Raw genomic sequence first — 18,836 nt, forward strand, 5'->3', positions numbered from 1 at the left:
TCCCCCGCGTTGACGGCGGGGTGCCCTACGCCGCCGGACTTCCACTTCGTATGGTTGAAAGCAGGACCTCCCCCACCCCAGCCCCCCGACGGAACGGACGGACTCCCATGCCCGACGACTCCGCGTGGCGGATCGCCCTCCCGCACACGACCGCCGCCGTGCCCCTCGCCCGCGCCCTGGTCCGCACCGCGCTCTCCGAGACCGGGGGACCCGCGGACAGCGACACCGCCGAGCTGCTCACGGCGGAGCTGGTCGCCAACGCCGTGGAGCACACCAGCGGTGACGCCCCCATAGAACTCGTCGTGGAACTGCTGGCGAACGGGTGCCAGGTCGAGGTCCACGACGGGGACCCGCGGCCGCCCGGCGACCTGCGCCCCCGGCCGCCGGACCCGTGGCAGGAGCACGGCCGCGGCCTGCTGCTGCTCCGCGCCCTCAGCTCCGCCTGCGGCCACCGGCCGACGCCGCACGGCAAGGCCGTCTGGTTCACCCTGCCCGCGCGGCCGGCGGCCGCGCTCCACTGACCCCCGCGCCGCCGCCGGCCCCCGCGCCCGCTCCCTACGGCTTCGCGAGCGTCGCGACCAGGACCGCCTTGATCGTGTGCAGCCGGTTCTCGGCCTCGTCGAAGACGACGGAGTGCGCGGACTCGAACACCTCGTCCGTCACCTCCAGCGAGTCCAGGCCGTGCTGCTCGTGGATCTCGCGGGACACCTTGGTGCCGAGGTCGTGGAAGGCGGGCAGGCAGTGCATGAACTTGACGTCCGGGTTCCCGGTGGCGCGCAGGACGTCCATGGTGACGGCGTACGGCGACAGCGCCGCGATCCGCTCGTCCCAGACCTCCTTCGGCTCCCCCATGGAGACCCAGATGTCGGTGACGACGAAGTCCGCCTGGGCCACGCCCTCGGCGATCTCCTCGGTGAGGGTGATCCGGGCGCCGCTCGCGGCCGCGAGTTCGCGGGCCGCGGCCACCACCGGCTCGGCGGGCCAGTACTCCCGGGGCGCCACGATCCGCACGTCCATGCCGAGCAGCGCGCCGGTCACCAGGTAGGAATTGCCCATGTTGAAGCGGGCGTCACCGAGGTAGGCGAAGGAGATCCGCTCCAGCGGCTTGCCGGGGCAGTGCTCGGTCATCGTGAGGACGTCGGCGAGCATCTGGGTGGGGTGCCAGTCGTCGGTGAGCCCGTTGAAGACGGGGACGCCGGCGTGCGCGGCCAGCTCCTCGACCGCGGCCTGACTGTCGCCCCGGTACTCGATGCCGTCGAACATCCGGCCCAGCACCCGCGCGGTGTCCTTGACCGACTCCTTGTGGCCCATCTGCGAGCCGGAGGGGTCGAGGTACGTGGTGTGGGCGCCCTGGTCGGCGGCCGCCACCTCGAACGCGCAGCGGGTGCGGGTCGACGTCTTCTCGAAGATCAGCGCGATGTTGCGGCCCTGGAGCCGGCGCACCTCGGCGCCCGCCCGCTTGGCCGCCTTGAGTTCGGCGGCCAGCTCGACCAGGCCGCGGAACTCGGCGGCGGTGAAGTCGAGCTCCTTGAGGAAACTGCGGCCGACGAGGTCGGTGGCCATGGGGACGCTCCAGAGTCGCGGTGACAGGGGATCCTGGAAGTCTATACGATCCTATGCATTGATATACAGCCCCGAGGTTCGGATCCCCGCGCGGCCCCCGGTCCTGCGGCGCAGGTCAGGCGGGCGGTCACAGCAGATACAGCGGTTCCGGCAGGTACGACAGCTCACACGGCGTCGCGCTCCACGGGACAGCTCATGCAGCGCGGACCGCCCCGCCCGCGCCCCAGTTCGCTGCCCGGGATCTCGATCACCTCGATGCCCTCCTTGCGCAGGTGGGTGTTGGTGGTGACGTTCCGCTCGTAGGCGACCACCACGCCCGGCTCCACGGCCAGCACGTTGCATCCGTCGTCCCACTGCTCCCGCTCCGCCGAGTGGACGTCCTGGGTGGCGGTCAGCACTCGGATCGAGTCGAGCCCGAGCGCCGCCGCTATGGCCCGGTGCATGTGCTCCGGCGGGTGGTCGGTGACCTTGAGCTCCTGCCCCCCGTTGCCCGGCTCGATGGTGTAGGAGCGGAGCATGCCGAGACCGGCGTACTGCGTGAACGTATCTCCGTCGACCATCGTCATCACCGTGTCGAGGTGCATGAAGGCCCGCCGCTTGGGCATGTCCAGGGCCACGATGGTCTTCGCCGAACCGGCGGCGAACAGTCCGCGCGCCAGCATCTCCACCGCCTGCGGGGTGGTCCGCTCGCTCATCCCGATCAGCACCGCGCCGTTGCCGATGACCAGGACGTCCCCGCCCTCGATGGTCGAGGGGTAGTCGGCCTGGCCCTGGGTCCAGTAGTGGAAGGCGCCGGAGGCCGTGAAGAGGGGGTGGTGCTTGTAGATCGCCTCGAAGTGCACGGTCTCGCGCTGCCGGGCGGGCCAGCGCATCGCGTTGATGGACACGCCGTCGTAGATCCAGGCCGAAGTGTCGCGGGTGAACAGGTGGTTCGGCAGCGGCCCGAGCAGGAAGTCGTCCAGTTCCATGGCGTGGAAACGCACCGAGACGGGCTCGCTGTGCCGCTCCAGGAACTCCCGCTTCGTCATCCCGCCGACCAGCGCCTCGCCCAGCTCGGCGGAGGGCAACGCGTCGAAGACGGCGCGCAGATGATCCGTGGCGAGGGGACCGTACTCCTTCTCGTCGAAGACCCGGTCCAGCACGAGGCGGCGCGCCTCCGGGATGTCCATGGACTCGCTCAGCAGATCGCCGAAGAGGTGCACCTCCACGCCCCGGTCCCGCAGTACGTCCGCGAAACCGTCGTGCTCCTGCCGGGCCCGGCGCACCCACAGCACGTCATCGAAGAGCAACGCGTCCTTGTTGCTCGGCGTCAGCCGCTTCAGCTCCAGATCGGGCCGGTGGAGGATGACGCGGCGCAGCCGCCCGGTCTCGGAGTCGACATGGAATCCCATGGCATACACGTTCGCAGACCGGACGGCGTTTTGACGTGCCGTTGACTCAGCGCAGGCCGAGCAGTGCCGAAGGAGCTCCCGTCAGTTCCGGGGTGATCACTCCCAGCTTGGGGGCGACCACGTTCGGCAGTCCGAAGTTGCTCCCGTCGGGCATCGAGATCGGCGCTCCGACGACCACCCCGGCGGTGCGGGCGAGCAGGGTCGTGGCGGGCGAGTCCAGGGAGCCCTCACCATCCGTCTCCGGCCGGCCCAGCAGGTTCGGCACCGGGGAGGTGATCCCGGTGTGGCCCAGTTCGGTGCCGATCGGGACGATCGGCACGAGCGGGGTGGGGAGCAGGTCCCCGGTGTGCTGCCGGGGCGCCTCGGGGGCGCCCACGACCGGCACGGGCACCCCGGTGGCCACCCGCGGGGCGTCCAGCCCGAGCGAGGGCTTCAGGGCGGCGCCCAGTGGGACGCCCACCGGCACCGAGTCGGCCAGGGCCGGGCTCGCCGCACCGGCCGCGGCCATACAGGTCATGAGCGCCGCCAGGCTTCCGCGCGCGGTCATCTTCATATCTGACGTTCCGTCCTTCCAGGGTCGCGGACATTTCCGCTGCCCCTGGAAGAACGATCCCGCCCGGTGTTTCCAGGGAGTTCCATGGCAAAGTTCCCCCATACGACCTAACCGGGGGCGCGCGGTTCACACCGACCGCGCCCCTCGACAGGCACCCGCGGGTCCCTCAGAGCCGGGGGTCGACCGGCTCCGACTCCAGGGCCAGCACCGCGAAGACGGCCTCGTGGACCCGCCACAGCGGCTCGCCGTCCGCCAGCCGGTCCAGCGCCTCCAGCCCGAGCGCGTACTCGCGCAGGGCGAGCGAGCGCTTGTGCCCGAGGAAGCGCGAGCGCAGCCGCTCCAGGTGGTCCGGGCGCGTGTACTCCGGACCGTAGATGATCCGCAGGTACTCGCGCCCGCGCACCTTGAGCCCCGGCTGGACCAGCCGTTCGCGCCCGCCGCGCACGTACGCCGCCAGCGGTTTGACGACCATGCCCTCGCCGCCGTCCGCGGTCAGCCGCAGCCACCAGTCGGTGCCCGCCCGGACGGAGTCCTCGTCCCCGGTGTCCACCAGGATCCGGCCGGTCCGGCGCAGCAGGGCGTCGGCGCCCGTCTCCTTCGCGTGCGCCGCGTCGGCCTCGACGAGCCGGTCCAGCCAGCCGAGCTGTGCGTCGTGCGGTACGGCGGCCAGGGACCGCCCGGCCACCGCGAGCAGCTGGAAGGGCGCGAGCCGCACGCCGTCCAGGCCGTCCGTGGGCCAGCAGTAACGCCGGTAGGCCTCGGTGAAGGCGCCGGCGTCGGCGGCCCGCTGCCGCTGGCGCTCCGCCAGTTCACCCACGTCCACACCGCGGGCCGCGGCCGCGTCCAGGGCGGCCAGGGCGTCGGGGAAGACCGCGCCGGACGCGGCGCCCACGGCGGCGTACTGGTGGCGCAGCAGCCCGGCGGACTTCAGCGACCAGGGCAGCAGTTCGCCGTCGAGCAGCATCCAGTCGGTGGCCAGCTCCTCCCACAGGCCCGCGCCGGTGACGGCCGCGCGGAGCCGGTCGAGCACCTCCTCGGTGAGGGCGGGATCGGTGAAGAAGGGCCGCCCGGTGCGGGTGTAGACGGAGCCGGTGACCCCGCCGGTGACCCCGAAGCGCGCCCGCGCCGCCGCGGCGTCGCGGCAGAGCAGCACCGTGGCCCGGGAGCCCATGTGCTTCTCCTCGCACACGACCCGCTCGACGCCGTCCTTGCGGTACTGCGCGAAGGCCTCGGCCGGGTGCTCCAGGAAGTCCTCCTCGGCGGAGGCGGCGGTGGGCGCCATGGTCGGCGGCAGGTACGGGACCAGCCGCGGGTCGACCGCGAAGCGGCTCATCACCTCCAGGGCCGCCGCCGCGTTCTCCTCGCGGACGGTGACGCGGCCCAGGTGCCGGGTCTCCACGACGCGCCGCCCCTGTACGTCGGCCAGGTCCAGCGGGCGGCCGTCCTGCCCGCCGGGCGCGGCGCTCGCGAGGGGGCGCGTCGGCTCGTACCAGACCCGCTCGGCCGGTACGTCGACCAGCTCGCGCTCGGGCCAGCGCAGCGCGGTCATCCGGCCGCCGAAGACGACGCCGGTGTCGAGGCAGAGGGTGTTGTTGATCCAGGTGGTGTCCGGGACCGGGGTGTGCCCGTAGACCACGGCGGCCTTGCCGCGGTAGTCCTCGGCCCACGGGTAGCGCACGGGCAGCCCGAACTCGTCGGTCTCGCCGGTCGTGTCGCCGTACAGGGCGTGCGAGCGGACCCGGCCGGAGGTGCGGCCGTGGTACTTCTCGGGCAGCCCGGCGTGCGCGACCACCAGCTTGCCGCCGTCGAGCACGTAGTGGCTGACGAGGCCCGCGATGAACTGCCGGACCTCCTGGACGAACTCCTCGTCCTCGCGGGCCAGCTGCTCGATGGTCTCGGCGAGGCCGTGGGTGTGCTGGACCTTGGATCCCTTGAGGTAACGGCCGAGCTTGTTCTCGTGGTTCCCGGGGACGCACAGGGCGTGGCCCGCCTTGACCATGCCCATGACGCGGCGCAGCACGCCGGGGCTGTCCGGTCCGCGGTCGACGAGGTCGCCGACGAAGACCGCCGTGCGGCCCTCGGGGTGCGCGCCGTCGCGGTAGCCCAGCTCGGCGAGCAGGGTCTCCAGCTCGGAGGAACAACCGTGGATGTCACCGATGATGTCGAAGGGGCCGCTGAGGTGGGTGAGGTCGTTGTACCGCTTCTCCAGGACGATCTCGGCGGCCTCGACCTCCTCGACGGACCGCAGGACGTGCACCTTGCGGAATCCCTCGCGTTCCAGCCCGCGCAGCGAACGCCGCAGGTCGCGGCGGTGGCGCTGGATGACCTGCCGGGGCATCCCGGCGCGGTCGGGGCGCTCGGTGTTGCGCGCGGCGCACACCTCTTCGGGCAGGTCGAGGACGATCGCGATGGGCAGGACGTCGTGCGCGCGGGCCAGCTGTACGAGCTGACGCCGGGCCTCCTGCTGGACGCTGGTCGCGTCGACGACGGTGAGCCGCCCGGCGGCGAGGCGCTTGCCCGCGATGTGGTGCAGGACCTCGAAGGCGTCCTTGCTCGCGCTCTGGTCGTTCTCGTCGTCGGCGACCAGGCCGCGGCAAAAGTCGGAGGAGAGCACCTCGGTGGGCTTGAAGTGGCGGCGGGCGAAGGTGGACTTGCCCGAGCCGGTGGCCCCGATCAGGACGACGAGGGAGAGGTCGGTGACGGGCAGCGGCCGCGGTGCGGTGCGTGCCCCGGTATCGGTGGTGCTCATGCGGCGGTGCCCTCCTTCGGAGCGGAGCCGGAACCGTAGGCGCCGGACTCGGTGCCGGGACCGGAATCCGGGACGGTGTTCAGGGTGAAGACGGCCATCTGGGTGGGCGGCCCCACCTCGGGGTCCTGTGGCCCGACGGGCGTGAACGCCACGCCGTAGCCGTGGCGTTCGGCGGTCCGGTGGGCCCAGTCGCGGAACTCCGCGCGGGTCCACTCGAAGCGGTGGTCGGTGTGCCGGACCTGTCCGGCGGGCAGCGTCTCCCAGCGGACGTTGTATTCGACGTTGGGCGTGGTGACCAGGACGGTGCCCGGCCGGGCCGAGCCGAAGACGGCGTATTCGAGCGCGGGCAGCCGCGGCAGGTCCAGGTGCTCGATGACCTCGCTGAGCACGGCCGCGTCGTAGCCGGTCAGCCGTTTGTCGGTGTAGGCGAGGGAGCCCTGCGTCAGGCGGACGCGCGCGCTCTGCCGCTCGCCCATCCGCTCCAGGCGCAGCCGGCGGGCCGCGATGGTCAGCGCCCGCACGGACACGTCCACGCCGACGATCTCGGTGAACGACGCGTCCCGCAGCAGGTCGTGGATCAACTGGCCCTGTCCGCAGCCGAGGTCGAGGACACGGTGGGCGCCCGCGGCGCGCAGCGCGTCGACGATCGCCGCGCGCCGTTGCCGGGCGAGCGGCACGCTCCGCTCCGCTGCGTCCGCCGCCTCCTCCTCCGTTTCGGTGGCGGCGTTGTCGAGCTCCTCGACGACGCTGCCGTCGGACTCGGCGAGGCGGACGAGCTCCAGGCGCTCCAGCGCGTCCTGGGTGAGCCGCTTGGAGCGGGCCAGGTAGCGGGAGGTGATGAGGCCGTGCTCGGGGTGCCCGGCGAGCCAGCCGTCCCCGGCCCGCAGCAGTTTGTCGACCTCGTCCGGAGCGACCCAGTAGTGCTTGGAGTCGTCGAGGACCGGCAGCAGGACGTAGAGCTGGCGCAGGGCGTCGGCGAGCCGCAGCTCCCCTTCGAGTACGAGGCGCACGTACCGGGAGTCGCCCCACTGCGGGAACCGGGTGTCGAGCGGTACGGGCGTCACCTCGACGGCGCTCCAGCCGAGCGGCCCGAACAACCTGCGCACCAGCTCCGGGCCGCCGCGGGCGGGCAGCGCCGGGATCTCGACGCGCAACGGGCGGGCCTGCTGCGGCAGTTCGGGGCGAGCGGTGCAGCGGGCGTTCAGCGCGCTACGGAAGACGGCGCCGAGCGCGACGGCGAAGAGCGAGGAGGCGGCGTACGGGCGGTCGTTGACGTACTGCGCGAGCGCGGCGTCGGGCGCCCCGCTCCGACCCCGGCCCTGACCGCGCCGCACGAGGGCGACGGGGTCCACCTCCAGCAGCAGCGCCGCGGTGCAGCGTTCGGGCGTGGCCTCGGGGTAGAGGACGTGCGCCGTGCCGTGGGAGGTGCTGAACGCCTGCGCCTTCTGCGGATGCTTGTGCAGCAGGAAGCCCAGGTCAGTGGCTGGTTTCTCGGCGGAGCCGGTGGTCGTGATCGTCATGAACATGCGGTTCAGTATGTGCGCGGCGCGAGAGCGCGGACAACGCGTTTTAGCCGCCGCGGACGCGTCGCGCAGCCGATGGAGGCGATCCCATCCCCACCCCGTCGGATCCCCCGTCGGATCCCTCGGCGACGCCCTCGCCGAAGTGCCCGCCAACGTCCTCGCCGAAGCCCCGGCCACCCCGGACCGCCGTGCGGTCGGTGGTGCGGTCGGTGGTGCGTCGCCGGCGCACCGCTCCCGTCCTCCTGGCGCTCGTCCTCCTCCTCCTCGCGGCCGGGGACGGCCCGGGCGCCTCCGGTTCCGCCGGCCGGCAGGTGCCCGAGAGCCCGCGGGAGTACCTGGCGCGGGCGCTGGACGTGATGCGGGAACGTTCCGTGCACCGCAACGAGATCGACTGGACCCGAGTGCGGCGGGACGCCCACGCGCGGGCCGCGTCGGCGCGCACCCCGGCGGAGACCTATCCCGTGATCGTGGCGGCGCTCGCGGAACTCGGCGACCACCACAGTTCGTTCCTCACCCGCACGGAGGCCGAGATCACCCTGGGCGCGACCGAGGACGCCTTCACCGGTCCCACCGGCCGCCGCCTGCCCGGCTCGGTGGGCTGTCTCGCGCTCCCCGCCGTCATCGGGTCCCCGGCGACCTTGGACCGGTACGTGCGCCAGGGGCGCGCGGCGGTCAAGGACGCCGAGCGGGAGGGAGCCGCCTGCGGATGGATACTCGACCTGCGGCAGAACGGCGGCGGGAACGTGTGGCCGATGTTCGCCGTCGCGGCGCCACTGCTCGGCGAGGGCACGGTGGGATCGTTCGTCTCGCCGGACGGCAGCCGCACGCCGTGGTACGTCAAGAACCGCAGGCCGGGCCTGAACGGCGAGGAATCCCCCTGGGGGCCCGCGGACGCGGTGGGGACGCCTGATCCCACGGTCGCCGTGCTGACCGACGGCGGGACCGCCAGCGCCGCCGAGGCCGTCCTCATCGCCTTCAAGGGCCGCCCGGACACCCGCACCTTCGGGAGCGCCACCTACGGCGTGCCCACGAGCAACGACGGATTCCCGCTCTCCGACGGCGCGGTCATCAGCCTCACCACGGCCCTGGACGCCGACCGCGGCGGCCGGATCTACGACGGGGCGGTCCCGCCCGACAGCGAAGTGCCCACGTCCCGCCCGGACATCGGCACCGACCGCGATGAGCCCCTGCGGGCCGCGACCGCGTGGCTGACGGCCCGCACCCCCTGCCACCGGGGGTGACGCCGCCGCGGTTCAGGCGGTGGCCGCCAGGGCGGCGATCTGCCGCGGGCCCACTCCGCAGCAGCCGCCGATGAGGCGGGCGCCCGCCCGGCGCCAGGCCGGGAGCGGCCAGCCGGCCGTGCCCGAGGTGTCGTTGGGGTAGGCGAGCAGGGGCTTCGGCGTCACCGAGGTGGCCGCCTCCAGGGCCGGGAGGACATCGGCCGCCGCGCAGCAGTTGACGCCGACCGCGATCACCTCCGGCGCGGCGGCCAGGGCGAAGGCCTCGCTGAGCGGCTGTCCGGCCCGGGTACGGCCGGCCGCCACCGTGTACGACAGCCAGGCCCGGGCCCCCGTACCGGCCAGCAGCGACAGCAGCGCCTCCGCCTCGTCGGTGTCCGGGACGGTCTCCAGGGCCAGTACGTCGGCCCCCGCCTCCAGCAGGGTCTCGATCCGGGGGCGGTGGAAGGCGGCCAGCTCCCGCACGCTCAGCCCGTACCGGCCGCGGTACTCGGAGCGGTCGGCCAGCGTCGCCCCGTACGGCCCGACGGAGGCCGCCACCCACACCTCGTGCTCCACCGCCCGCGCGGCCCGGTCGGCCAGGGTGACGGAGTCCCGCAACAGGGCGGTGGTCCGCGCCCGGTCGTAACCGTGGCGGGCGAAGGCCTCGTAGCCGACCTGGTAGGCGGCGGTGATGAGCACCTGCGCCCCCGCCCGGGCGTACGCCGTGTGCGCGGCCTCGATCTGCCCCGGCTCCTCGGCCAGCACCCGCGCCGACCAGAGGCCGCCGGACAGGTCGCAGCCCTGGTCGGCGAGCCGGGTGCCGAGCCCGCCGTCGAGCACCACCGTCCGGTGGCGCAGGGCCTCGGCGAGGGGGGTGCTCGCGCGCGTCATCGCGGGCCCTCCCGGGAGGGCCCGGCGCCGGTTTCCTCGCTGCCCATGCCCTGCCCCGCTCTTCGTACCCGGGCGCACGCACGCGCGCGTCGCCTACGCCCAGTGTGCCAGCCGAGCCGCCGCTGTCCGCCGCCCACTCTCCGCCGCCTGCCGCCCGCCCCGCAGCCTCAGGTGGAGGGGCCCGGAGACCGGACCGCCGGGGTGCGGGACGCAGCGGTGGTCCCCGAGAAGGACGACCAGGCCCTCGGCTGGGAGCGGCACGCGCGCGGTGGCGAGCCCCGGGCCGTGCCACACAGTGCCCGCACGGTCGACGACGGCCGACGCGCAGGGCCCAGATCGACGGGAGCGTCGGGACCCGACGACCACGGCGACCACTCCCCGCTCCACGCGGGGGTGGAGTGCGGGTGATGGTCCGTCAAGAAGCGTTGCCGGTAGGGCCCCCTGGTGTGGATTCCTCACTCGGGGAGCCTCGCAGAGGGAGTGGAAGCATGCCCCCTGGCTCGACAGGATCGCGGCGAAGACGGGCGCGCTCCCGGGCCCCGAGCTGGAGGTGTACGTCCAGAGCCGCTCGGTGAACCGGAAGCTCGAGCCCAGGACGCGTCTGCTCATCCCGCTCTGACCGCCGGGCCGGGGCGGGGCGGTGCAGGGCCGGACCCGGCCGGGCCGGGAAGCGGAGGGAAGCCGACACGCCGTCCCTCGCACCCCCGGCCGGGTGAATCCGGGTCGACCGGAAGGGCCCACCGCCGTCCGCGCCAGTGACCGGCGCAGAGGGGGATCGTTTGCTCGGACGGAGCCGGACCGCCCGGCCCGCGCGCCGGCGGCCTTCGCCGACGCGTCCACCGCCCCCTTCCGCTTCCGGAAGGGCCAGGGCCGAGGAGGCCGCCATGTCCCACGCGTCCGAGCCAGAGCACCCCGGACAGACCGGACAGGCAGCAGAGCACCCGGCACACCGGGAGTCCGAGTCCGCGGCCGCCGCCCCGAGCGGCGGCGCACCGAAGGGGCTCCTGCAGCAGATGGAAGAGCTGATGGCGGCGCTGAACGCCGACCTCTCCGATCTGGACGCCGATCTCCAGTCGTCCGTGGGCCGCTCCGCCGCCACCGTCGCGGCGTCGGGCCGAGCCCCCGAGAGCGAGCACCCCTTCGGCGCTCGCTGAGCGCACCCCCGCCGCTCACGCGGGTCCCGCCGCCTCGCACGGCGGGACCCCACCCGGCGCCCCGGGCCCCGCGCCCCGCGCCCCGCGATGGAGGCGCGACCCCGGACCCCCGGGCCCGCTCAGACCACGCCCGAGGCGGAACCCCGCTCGCGCACCGTCATCCGGCGCAGGATCGCCCGTACGCGGTCGCTCGACTCGTCCGCCGCGTCGATGGACTCTATGCACTGCCAGTACAGGCCCTCGTCGTCGGTGCCACAGGCCACGCCGACCAGGGCTATGCCCACTTCGCCCAATAACGCCTGGAGCCCGAGCAGGCACTGGCGGACATCCGCCACCTCGGTCAACTGCGCCGCCCGCGGCGGGTAGTCGGGCACGCGGCCCTCGCCGAGCACCGCGGCCCGGTCGATGACCCCGCAGCCTCTCGTGCCCGCCTCGCCCAGCCCTCGTGCCTCCGCTCTCAGCTCCGGCGGCCCCGAGACCGCCAGCCATCCCCCTATCCCCTGCGCGAGCGCCTGGGCCTGCCAGGCCTCGCCCACGATGTCCATGGCCGCCCCGCTCTGTGCCAGAGCATGTCGGCCGGCTGCGATCAGCCGTACCGCGTCCATATGCCGTCCCCCGTCCGCACGACACCCCACTGTTCTCTCACCACTACCCAGCGTGAGGGCAACGGGCCAGTAAAGCCAGGGGTATTCGGAAATCTGTGGACACAAACATGGTTGTGGACAGCGCCATCACTCCGAAGAGTGACATTTTGGTGCCGGAGCGCTCTTCACAGGAAAACGAAGTTCATTCCTGTCGATCTTCGCGGCCAGCGCATCGAGCGCATCCACCCCGAGAACCTCACAGAACTGCAGCAGATACGCCAGTACGTCCGCGACCTCATCGGCCACGCGGTGCGCGGTGTCCGGCGCCTCCATGACCCGCTCCGACTGTTCGGGCGTCAGCCACTGGAAGATCTCGACCAGTTCGGACGCCTCCACGCTCAGCGCCACCGCCAGGTTCTTGGGCGTGTGGTACGGCTGCCAGTCGCGCGCCGCCGCGAAGGCCGCCAGCCGCCGCTGCAGCAGGACCAGCCGCTCGTCCGGCGCGGAGGCCGGGGCGGAATCCGGGGCGGAATCCGGCGCCTGTGAGGGGTTCTCGTTCATGGGGTCAGGTGTACCACCGACACCCCCGGCAGTTCACGGGCGTTCTCCCCGCCCTCCTCACCCACCGCGGCCACCAGCCGGATGTGCCCGCGGCCGCACGAGAGCCGGGCCAGGCGCAGCAGTTCGGCGCGCTGCGTCCGGTCCAGGCCGCGGTCGAAGCCGTCAGCGAGGACGGTCAGCGCCTGCTGCGCGGGCAGCAGTTCGGCGGTCTGGTCGACGGCCAGTACCCCCGGCCCGGTCAGCAGGACCAGCGCCAGCGCCAGGAAGCGCAGCTCCCCCGCGCCGAGCCGCCCCAGCTCCGTCGCCGGGAGCACGCCCCGGTCCAGCTCGGCCAGTACCCGGCCGTCGGCCGCGGACCGCTCCCGCAGCGCGTCGACCGGGCCCGCGCAGCCGGACCGGGCCGCCTCGACGAGCAGCGCGTGCCGGGTGCCGCACTCCTGCCGGGTCCGCCGCAGTACGTCGGCCAGGTTTCCGCAGTCGCCGCGCAGGCGTCCCGAGCCGGGCAGCACCGGGGCGCGCATCGCGGCGGGTACGGGATCGCAGGGGAACACCGAGCGGAGCGCGACCACCACTTGTTCGGCGGCGGCCAGCACCTGGCGCTGGCCCTCCGTACTGCCGGCCACCCGCAACGGGAGCAGCGCGGTGCCGAGCCGGTCGTCGGGGAAGGGGGCCCGGGTCACGCCCGTGGAGCCGCCGGTCAGCCAGGCGGCCTGGACCGAGCGCCGCCCGGGGTCGCGCAGCGCGGTGTTCAGCAGGATCTGGTCGCCCGCGGTGAGCCGTTCGCCGACGATGCGCAGGGCCGGCTCGGCCTGCACCGCGAGGTCGAGGCGGACCGGGCCCACCGGTCCGTCGACCGTGCAGCCGATCCGGAACCCGCGGCGCCGCTCCGCGTCGGGCCGGGCCCGCTCGGGCACCAGGCCCACCGGGTCCGGGAACACCTCGCCCAGGTCGGCGCCGCAGCCGAGCCGCGCCAACGCCTCGTACCCGGCCAGGGCCTGGGACTTGCCGCTGCCGCTGGGGCCCGCGAAGAGGGTGACGGGCGCGAGGGGGAAGACCGCCCCGCGGTGCGAGGCGAAGGCGGACAGCCGCAGTTCGGTGACGGCGGGCCGCGCGTACCGGACGGGCGCGACGGCCCCCGGCCCGGGATGCGACCCGGGATGCGGCGCGGAATGCGGCGCGGGCCCGGCGCCCTGGGCGGCGTACGGCCTCGGGGCGGGGACGTGGGCAGGCAGGGGTAAAGCGGCGGCGGGGCCGCTGCGCGTGGTGTCCAACGTGGCGTCCATGCCCGGACGCTACGGGCCGGCCGGGCACCCCCGGCCCCGCTGAACCGTTCCGCCGCCGCGACCTTCCTACGATCGGGGGACGGCCGCGGCCGCGATCCCCTCCACCTCGGTTCCCACGGGTGCCAGCAGGAAGACGTTGCGGTCGACCCGGTGCATGCCGCTGCCCAGCCCGAAGACCACGCCGCTGCTGAAGTCCAGGATCCGCTTCGCCACTTCACTGTCGGCCCCCGTGAGGTCGAGCAGCACGGGGATCTGCGCGATGAGGTATTCGGCCACCTCGCGCGCGTCCGCGAAGATCTGCACCCGGATCACCACGAACCGGCGCTGCGCCGAAACGGCCGCCTCGGGGGCCGTCGGGATGGTGCGGTGGTCCACTCTGGACGGCCACTCGTTGCGACTGCGCAGGGGTACCACCTGCGCGAGCCCCTCCCACTGTTCATCGGTGACGTCGTACCTGCTCACCAGGCCGCCTTGGCCAGACGCTTCTTGTGCATCTCCCCATCCTCTCGCGTTTCACCCGTTCAGCCCAACAGCGACACGAAGCACGTAAGGTCGCCGCCATGACCCATCGCGACGAGGTTCCCGCGGTCCGTGAACCGGCGGGTCGGACGGCCCCCGTGCCCCCTTTCGTCAAGCGCGCGGACGCCTTGCGCAACCACGAGCAGATACTCGCCGCGGCGGAGCAGCTGTTCGCCGAGCACGACCCGCGCACGGTGACGATGGACCGTATCGCCAAGGCCGCCGGAGTCGGCCGGGCCACCCTCTACCGCCGCTTCCCCGACCCGCGCTCGATCGCGGTCGCGCTGCTGGACGAACACGAGCGCATCCTGCGGGGGAAGCTGGCCTTCGGACCCCCGCCGCTCGGTCCGGGCGCGCCGGCCGCGGAGCGGCTGTCCGCCTTCTACGCCGCCGCCCTCGATCTGCTGGAGCGCCATCTTCCGCTGGCGCTGGGCGCCGAGCACGGCCCGGCCCGGTTCACGGGCGCCGCCTACAGCCACTGGCGCGCGCACGTACGGACCCTGCTCGCGGACGCGGGCATGGAGGACCCGGAGAGTGGTGTCGACATCCTGCTCGCCCCGCTGGCGCCCGAGGTGTACCAGCACCAGCGGCACACCCTCGGCCTCGGCCGGGAGCGGATCGCGCGGACCCTGGACCGGCTGGCGCGCCGGGTACTCAGCGACACCGAGATGGGTTAGGTTAGGTATGCCTAACCTAACCACCTCGGGACGATGGAGAGATCCGTATGCGCATGTCCGACGACGCCGCCCGTCCGACCGACGCCGAGCGGGCACGGTCCGTCCTGGCCGCCGCGCACTCCATGAGCGTGATCACCGACGGACTGCGCACCGAGGTGTGCCACCTGGACGGCAGTGACGTGCTCGGCCGTCTGCACCTGCACCCGGCCGCACCGGCCGCCGCACACCCCCTGGCCGCGCGCTCCCCGCTGCACGACGGCCGGCCCTCGATCCGGCTGGAGTTCACCGACATCGCGCCGACGCCCGTACGCGACCGGGTCCGCGCCCGGGTCACGATCCTCGGCCATCTGCTCACCCCGTACGCCCCGTACGCCGACGGCTCGGACGGCTCCGGCACCGGCACCGGCACCGGCACGTGCGTGGAATTCGGCCAGGCGATCCTGGAGACGGACGAGGGCCGCTCGTACATCGGTCTCGCGGAGCTGGACGAGGCCTGCCCCGATCCGCTCGCCGGCTACGAATCGGGCCTGCTCACGCACTTGCTCGACGAGCACGGCGACCTGGTCACCCTGCTCCTGCGGCTCGTTCAGCCGCTGCCCGCCGGAGTGCTGCGCGCGCTGCCGCTCGCCATGGACCGGTACGGGATCACCCTGCGCCTCGAATTCCGCGCCGGGCACCGCGACGTACGCCTCCCCTTCCCCTCACCGCTGGACGACGTCGAGCAGTCGGGGGTCCAGATCCAGGCCCTCTTGGCCGCCGCGCGGCGGCTCTCGCACCGCAACAGCCTGCCCGCCTGAATGGCCTGATCCCTCCCCTCACTCCGGAATAGCGCCGGAGCGGGGCCCGTTGGGACGATCATGAAGGCAATCGCTTATTCCGCGTACGGAACCCACGACATCCTTGAACTCATCGACGCTCCGGAGCCCAAGGTGGGCCCCGACGAGGTACTCGTCCGCGTGAAGGCCGCCGGGGTCAACCCGGTCGACTGGAAGCTCGCCGCCGGATACCTCGACCCGATCCTCGAAGTCCGCTATCCGGTCATACCCGGCTGGGACGTCGCCGGTGTCGTGGAGGCCGTCGGCGAGGACACCTTCGACTACGCCGTGGGCGACGAGGTGTACGGCTACGTCCGCAAGGAATGGGTGCAGCTCGGCACGTACGCCGAACTGGTCTCCGCCCCCGTGCGCACCCTCGCCCGCAAGCCCCGGGAGCTGACCTTCGAGCAGGCCGCGGGCATTCCGCTGGCCGGGCTCACCGCCTACCAGTCGCTGAAGCGGGTGAACGTCACCGCGGGCGAGACCGTGGTCATCCACGCGGCGGCGGGCGGCACCGGATCGCTCGGCGTCCAGATCGCCGTGGCCCTCGGCGCCCGGGTCATCGGCACGGCCGGGGAGCACAACCACGACTACCTGCGCTCGCTCGGCGCCGAGCCCGTGCTGTACGGCGACGGGCTGGCCGACCGGATCCGCGCGCTGGCGCCCGAGGGCATCGACGCGGGCCTCGACTTCTTCGGGGACGGGGCCGTCGAGCTGCTCCAGGGGCTGGTCAAGCAGCGGGACCGGGTGGTCTCCATCGCCGACTACGAGGCCGCGGCCAAGGGCGCCCACCAGCTGTGGGTGCGTCCCGACACCGCCGATCTGACCGCGCTGGCCGAGCTGGCGGACAGCGGCAGGCTCGTGGTGAACGTCGAGCACGTCCTGCCGCTCGCCGAGGCCACGAAGGCCTGGGAGCTCAGCGCGACCGGCCGCACCCGCGGAAAGATCGTGCTGAGCGTCTGATTCCCCGTACGCGCGAAGGACGGGCGGGTGGGTGCCGGGCCGGCACCCACCCGCCCGTCCAGCTGTGGGTCAGACCGCCTCCACCGCGGCGGCGTAGCGGCTCGCCGGGCGCGCCAGGCCGTAGTTCTCGCGGAGGGTCCGTCCGGTGTACTCCGTGCGGAAGAGGCCGCGCTTCTGCAGGATCGGCACCACGTGGTCGACGAAGTCGGTGAGCCCGGTGGGCAGTACGGGCGCCATGATGTTGAAGCCGTCGGCCGCGCCCTGGGTGAACCAGACCTCCAGCTGGTCGGCGATCTGCTCCGGGGCCCCCGCGAAGACGCGGTGGCCGCGGCCCGCGCCGAGCCGGGCGATCAGCTCGCGCAGGGTCAGGCCGTCGCGGCGGGCGAGTTCGGCGACGAGCGTGAACCGGCTCTTGTTGCCGTTGATGTCGCGCTCTTCGGGCAGCTCGGGCAGCGGCCCGTCGAGCGGGTGGCCGCTCAGGTCGGTGCCGAGCATGCCGGAGAGCTGGGCCAGACCGTACTCCGGCACCTGGAGGTCGGTGAGCTGCTGTTCGAGGGCCTTGGCCTCGGCCTCGGTGGAGCCGATGACCGGGGCGATGCCCGGGAGCACGAGCAGGTCGGACTCGGTGCGCCCGTACCGGGCGAGGCGGGACTTGAGGTCCTTGTAGAAGGTCTGGCCGTCGGCGAGGGTCTGCTGCGCGGTGAAGACGGCCTCGGCGTACTGCGCGGCGAACTCCTTGCCGTCCTCGGAGGAACCGGCCTGGACGAGGAGCGGGTGGCCCTGGGGGGAACGGGGGACGTTGAGCGGTCCGGCGACGCCGAAGTACTCGCCCCGGTGGGCTGCGGGGTGGAGCTTGTCGGTGTCGGCGTAGATGCCGCGCTCCTTGTCCAGGACGATCGCGTCGTCGTCCCAGCTGTCCCAGAGCTTGGTGGCCACGTCGAGGAACTCGCGGGCCCGGTCGTAGCGCAGGCGGTGTTCCAGGTGCTCGTCCTGGTTGAAGTTGCGGGCCTCGTCGACAGTGCCGGAGGTGACGATGTTCCATCCGGCGCGGCCGTTGCTGATGTGGTCGAGGGAGGCGAACTTGCGGGCGGTGTGGAAGGGCTCGTTGAAGGTGGTGGACACGGTCGCAATCAGGCCGATGTGCTCGGTGACGGCGGCGATGGCGGAGAGCAGGGTCAGCGGCTCGAAGCCGCCGAGGGCGTTGTAGCGGGCCTTGCCCCACAGGGCGAGGCCGTCGGCGAAGAAGATCGAGTCGAGCCGCCCGCGCTCGGCGGTCCTGGCCAGCTCCTGGAAGTAACGCAGATCGGTGACCCGCTCGGGGCTGCTGTCGGGGTGGCGCCAGGCGGCGTCGTGGTGGCCCGCGTTCATCAGGAAGGCGTTGAGGTGGAGGGTACGGCCGGGGTCGGTGCTCATGACGGGGTCCTCAAGGAGTAGGGAGGGAACGCGCCCGGGGGCGGAAGGGGGCCGCGGCGGTCACCCGGCGGCCGGTACGCGCCACAGGCTCAGGCGGCGTTCGATCGAGACGAGGATCTGGTTGAAGGCCACGCCGATCGCGGAGATGGTGATGATCCCGGCGTACATCTGGGGGATCGCGAAGTTGAACTGCGAGGCGTTGATCAGGTAGCCGAGGCCCGCCTTCGCGCCGATCATCTCGGCGGCGACGAGGACGAGGATGGAGACCGCTCCGGCGAGCCGGATGCCGGTGAAGATGGTGGGCACGGAGGCCGGCAGGATCACCTTCTGGAACAGCCGCGGGGTGGAGAGGTTCATCGAGCGGGCGAGCCGGACGAGCGTGGGGTCGGCGCCGCGGACGGCGCTGATGGTGTTCAGCAGGACGGGCCAGACGCAGGCGTAGACGACCATCGAGATCTTCGAGGTCTCGCCGATGCCGAGCAGCAGGACGAAGACGGGCAGCAGCGCGAGGGCGGCGGTGTTGCGGAACACCTCCAGCAGCGGGCCGAGCAGTTCGGCGACCGGCTGGTACCAGCCGATGAGCAGGCCGAGCGGTACGGCGACCGCGACCGCGATCCCGAAGCCGCCGAAGGAGCGGACCAGGCTGGCCCAGGTGTGCTCGCCGAGCTGCCCGTCGGCGAGCAGCTCCCACCAGGCGACGGCGACCTCGCTGAACGGGGGCAGGAAGGTCCGGTCCACCAGTCCGAGGCGGGGTGCGGTCTCCCATACGAGGAGCAGCGCGATCAGGGCCGCGGAGCGGAGCGCGGCGCCGCGGACCCAGCGCCCGGCCCGGCCGCGCTTCGCTGCCGCGAGCGGGCCCGGGGGTGCGGGTACCGGCTGGGTGCCTCGGCGACCGAGGGCAGCGGGGGGTAGGGGTTCTCGTTGGCGGAGAGCAGGTGCACGGGAGGGTCCTTTCGAGGAAGGGGCGGAGGAGATGA

The 18,836-nt window shown here is 73.2% G+C and carries 18 protein-coding genes; 6 read left to right on the forward strand and 12 right to left on the reverse strand.

Annotated features, from left to right (window positions below):
- The first annotated feature begins 107 nt into the window (after nt 1-107).
- Entirely contained in the window at nt 108-521 is a 414-nt protein-coding gene (locus ABT084_RS27145; RefSeq protein WP_351049017.1) for an ATP-binding protein, read from the forward strand.
- Between the two features lie 34 nt (nt 522-555).
- Here the strand turns inward: ABT084_RS27145 and argF are convergent, their stop codons facing one another.
- The 5 genes from argF to ABT084_RS27170 form a co-directional block, all read right to left on the reverse strand.
- Entirely contained in the window at nt 556-1,563 is a 1,008-nt protein-coding gene (gene argF / locus ABT084_RS27150; protein WP_351049020.1) for an ornithine carbamoyltransferase, read from the reverse strand.
- Nucleotides 1,564-1,727: 164 nt separating this feature from the next.
- Nucleotides 1,728-2,954, reverse strand: a complete 1,227-nt coding sequence (locus ABT084_RS27155; RefSeq protein WP_351049022.1) for an arginine deiminase — start codon at nt 2,952-2,954, stop codon at nt 1,728-1,730.
- A gap of 46 nt (nt 2,955-3,000) precedes the next feature.
- Nucleotides 3,001-3,501: a hypothetical protein gene (locus tag ABT084_RS27160; RefSeq protein ID WP_351049025.1), complete on the reverse strand. Its 501-nt coding sequence runs from the start codon at nt 3,499-3,501 to the stop codon at nt 3,001-3,003.
- A 172-nt stretch (nt 3,502-3,673) separates the two neighbouring features.
- Entirely contained in the window at nt 3,674-6,256 is a 2,583-nt protein-coding gene (locus tag ABT084_RS27165; protein WP_351049028.1) for a polynucleotide kinase-phosphatase, read from the reverse strand.
- Nucleotides 6,253-7,782, reverse strand: coding sequence for a 3' terminal RNA ribose 2'-O-methyltransferase Hen1 (locus ABT084_RS27170; protein WP_351049031.1), 1,530 nt, complete (start codon nt 7,780-7,782; stop codon nt 6,253-6,255). Before ABT084_RS27170 ends, ABT084_RS27165 begins: the two co-directional genes overlap by 4 nt.
- Nucleotides 7,783-7,988: 206 nt before the next feature.
- Here ABT084_RS27170 and ABT084_RS27175 point away from each other — a divergent pair, with 206 nt between their 5' ends.
- Nucleotides 7,989-9,020 carry a S41 family peptidase gene (locus ABT084_RS27175; protein ID WP_351049034.1) on the forward strand — a complete coding sequence of 344 codons (1,032 nt, stop codon included), beginning with the start codon at nt 7,989-7,991 and terminating at the stop codon, nt 9,018-9,020.
- A 12-nt stretch (nt 9,021-9,032) separates the two neighbouring features.
- On the opposite strand, the gene mmuM is transcribed toward ABT084_RS27175, so the two are convergent.
- Nucleotides 9,033-9,890 (reverse strand): homocysteine S-methyltransferase, encoded by an 858-nt coding sequence (mmuM, locus tag ABT084_RS27180; protein WP_351049036.1) that lies wholly within the window; start codon nt 9,888-9,890, stop codon nt 9,033-9,035.
- Between the two features lie 884 nt (nt 9,891-10,774).
- Here mmuM and ABT084_RS27185 point away from each other — a divergent pair.
- The gene (locus tag ABT084_RS27185) at nt 10,775-11,044 is read left to right on the forward strand and encodes a hypothetical protein (RefSeq protein WP_351049070.1); all 270 of its coding nucleotides are present in this window, start codon (nt 10,775-10,777) and stop codon (nt 11,042-11,044) included.
- Nucleotides 11,045-11,163: 119 nt separating this feature from the next.
- Here the strand turns inward: ABT084_RS27185 and ABT084_RS27190 are convergent, their stop codons facing one another.
- The 4 genes from ABT084_RS27190 to ABT084_RS27205 all read right to left on the reverse strand — a co-directional run bounded on the left by ABT084_RS27190 (nt 11,164) and on the right by ABT084_RS27205 (nt 13,934).
- Nucleotides 11,164-11,649: a DUF6099 family protein gene (locus ABT084_RS27190; protein ID WP_351049039.1), complete on the reverse strand. Its 486-nt coding sequence runs from the start codon at nt 11,647-11,649 to the stop codon at nt 11,164-11,166.
- 126 nt (nt 11,650-11,775) lie between these two features.
- Nucleotides 11,776-12,189, reverse strand: a complete 414-nt coding sequence (locus tag ABT084_RS27195) for a nucleotide pyrophosphohydrolase (protein WP_351049042.1) — start codon at nt 12,187-12,189, stop codon at nt 11,776-11,778.
- Nucleotides 12,186-13,472, reverse strand: a complete 1,287-nt coding sequence (locus ABT084_RS27200; protein WP_351049044.1) for an AAA family ATPase — start codon at nt 13,470-13,472, stop codon at nt 12,186-12,188. The genes ABT084_RS27195 and ABT084_RS27200 overlap by 4 nt, the downstream gene beginning before the upstream one ends.
- A gap of 66 nt (nt 13,473-13,538) precedes the next feature.
- Nucleotides 13,539-13,934 (reverse strand): cell division protein SepF, encoded by a 396-nt coding sequence (locus ABT084_RS27205; RefSeq protein ID WP_351049047.1) that lies wholly within the window; start codon nt 13,932-13,934, stop codon nt 13,539-13,541.
- 98 nt (nt 13,935-14,032) lie between these two features.
- On the opposite strand from ABT084_RS27205, the gene ABT084_RS27210 reads away from it, so the two are divergent.
- From ABT084_RS27210 to ABT084_RS27220, 3 genes are read left to right on the forward strand one after another with little or no spacing between them, the layout of a single operon-like run.
- Nucleotides 14,033-14,668 (forward strand): TetR/AcrR family transcriptional regulator, encoded by a 636-nt coding sequence (locus ABT084_RS27210; protein WP_351049049.1) that lies wholly within the window; start codon nt 14,033-14,035, stop codon nt 14,666-14,668.
- Nucleotides 14,669-14,715: 47 nt separating this feature from the next.
- A complete protein-coding gene (locus tag ABT084_RS27215) occupies nt 14,716-15,465 on the forward strand; it encodes a DUF2470 domain-containing protein (protein ID WP_351049052.1) in 750 nt (249 codons plus the stop codon).
- A 60-nt stretch (nt 15,466-15,525) separates the two neighbouring features.
- The gene (locus ABT084_RS27220; RefSeq protein WP_351049055.1) at nt 15,526-16,446 is read left to right on the forward strand and encodes an NADP-dependent oxidoreductase; all 921 of its coding nucleotides are present in this window, start codon (nt 15,526-15,528) and stop codon (nt 16,444-16,446) included.
- Between the two features lie 69 nt (nt 16,447-16,515).
- Here the strand turns inward: ABT084_RS27220 and ABT084_RS27225 are convergent, their stop codons facing one another.
- Together ABT084_RS27225 and ABT084_RS27230 are read right to left on the reverse strand one after the other, a co-directional pair.
- On the reverse strand, nt 16,516-17,859 hold the full coding sequence (locus ABT084_RS27225) for an LLM class flavin-dependent oxidoreductase (protein WP_351049058.1): 1,344 nt from the start codon (nt 17,857-17,859) through the stop codon (nt 16,516-16,518).
- Between the two features lie 60 nt (nt 17,860-17,919).
- The gene (locus ABT084_RS27230) at nt 17,920-18,834 is read right to left on the reverse strand and encodes an ABC transporter permease (protein WP_351049061.1); all 915 of its coding nucleotides are present in this window, start codon (nt 18,832-18,834) and stop codon (nt 17,920-17,922) included.
- Nucleotides 18,835-18,836: the final 2 nt, after the last annotated feature.

It is taken from the genome of Streptomyces sp. NPDC002138, from assembly GCF_040296485.1.
Taxonomy (GTDB): Bacteria; Actinomycetota; Actinomycetes; order Streptomycetales; family Streptomycetaceae; genus Streptomyces.

Bases quoted from the DNA above. Each gene is read 5' to 3' on its own strand.
- ABT084_RS27145 (WP_351049017.1), top strand. From the start codon at position 108: ATGCCCGACGACTCCGCGTGGCGGATCGCCCTCCCGCACACGACCGCC.
- argF (WP_351049020.1), bottom strand. From the start codon at position 1,563: ATGGCCACCGACCTCGTCGGCCGCAGTTTCCTCAAGGAGCTCGACTTC.
- ABT084_RS27155 (WP_351049022.1), bottom strand. From the start codon at position 2,954: ATGGGATTCCATGTCGACTCCGAGACCGGGCGGCTGCGCCGCGTCATC.
- ABT084_RS27160 (WP_351049025.1), bottom strand. From the start codon at position 3,501: ATGACCGCGCGCGGAAGCCTGGCGGCGCTCATGACCTGTATGGCCGCG.
- ABT084_RS27165 (WP_351049028.1), bottom strand. From the start codon at position 6,256: ATGAGCACCACCGATACCGGGGCACGCACCGCACCGCGGCCGCTGCCC.
- ABT084_RS27170 (WP_351049031.1), bottom strand. From the start codon at position 7,782: ATGTTCATGACGATCACGACCACCGGCTCCGCCGAGAAACCAGCCACT.
- mmuM (WP_351049036.1), bottom strand. From the start codon at position 9,890: ATGACGCGCGCGAGCACCCCCCTCGCCGAGGCCCTGCGCCACCGGACG.
- ABT084_RS27185 (WP_351049070.1), top strand. From the start codon at position 10,775: ATGTCCCACGCGTCCGAGCCAGAGCACCCCGGACAGACCGGACAGGCA.
- ABT084_RS27190 (WP_351049039.1), bottom strand. From the start codon at position 11,649: ATGGACGCGGTACGGCTGATCGCAGCCGGCCGACATGCTCTGGCACAG.
- ABT084_RS27195 (WP_351049042.1), bottom strand. From the start codon at position 12,189: ATGAACGAGAACCCCTCACAGGCGCCGGATTCCGCCCCGGATTCCGCC.
- ABT084_RS27200 (WP_351049044.1), bottom strand. From the start codon at position 13,472: ATGGACGCCACGTTGGACACCACGCGCAGCGGCCCCGCCGCCGCTTTA.
- ABT084_RS27210 (WP_351049049.1), top strand. From the start codon at position 14,033: ATGACCCATCGCGACGAGGTTCCCGCGGTCCGTGAACCGGCGGGTCGG.
- ABT084_RS27215 (WP_351049052.1), top strand. From the start codon at position 14,716: ATGCGCATGTCCGACGACGCCGCCCGTCCGACCGACGCCGAGCGGGCA.
- ABT084_RS27220 (WP_351049055.1), top strand. From the start codon at position 15,526: ATGAAGGCAATCGCTTATTCCGCGTACGGAACCCACGACATCCTTGAA.
- ABT084_RS27225 (WP_351049058.1), bottom strand. From the start codon at position 17,859: ATGAGCACCGACCCCGGCCGTACCCTCCACCTCAACGCCTTCCTGATG.